1 protein-coding gene and 1 pseudogene are annotated in these 479 nt (G+C 37.8%); one reads left to right on the forward strand and one right to left on the reverse strand.

The genetic code is table 11. The features are described from left to right. A pseudogene (locus HT701_RS10390) lies at nt 1-329 on the forward strand (IS30 family transposase); the annotation flags it as partial. Here HT701_RS10390 and HT701_RS10395 read toward each other — a convergent pair. After that, a partial coding sequence (locus tag HT701_RS10395; protein WP_172931501.1) for a zinc ABC transporter substrate-binding protein occupies nt 314-479 on the reverse strand: 166 nt, incomplete at its 5' end. The pseudogene HT701_RS10390 and the gene HT701_RS10395 overlap by 16 nt on opposite strands.

Genomic DNA, 479 nt, shown 5'->3' on the forward strand with positions numbered 1-479 from the left:
AAGCTAGCACCAATTTTAACCCCCCTGGTCAATCTATCGAACAGCGTCCTGAAGCTATCAATCTGCGATTGGAGAATGGGCATTATGAGATTGATACGGTTCTGCTTACAAGGGTGAAAAATTATTGTTTACTGGTCTTAACTGATCGAAGGACTAGGCATCAAATTATCCGATTGATTCCAAATAAAAGTGCTGAGGCGGTCAATCAGGCTTTAAAACTCATCTTAAAACAAGACAAGATTCTGTCCATCACGGCAGATAATGGTACAGAATTTAACCGCTTGTCTGATGTATTTTCTGAGGAACATATCTATTATGCGTTGTCATTTTGTGGGTCTGCCTCTAAAGGATTCAGAGTTTTAAGACCTACACCTGTTGATTTGACAAGAGTTTCAGCTACTTTTGAAGAAGCGTTACTTTCTGTAAAAATCGTTTTAACCTTATAGGTTTTAACAAATTCCTGAATTTCTGTTAGTTGT

Source organism: Streptococcus sp. 10824 (genome assembly GCF_013276595.1).
Classification (GTDB): Bacteria; Bacillota; Bacilli; order Lactobacillales; family Streptococcaceae; genus Streptococcus; species Streptococcus pseudopneumoniae.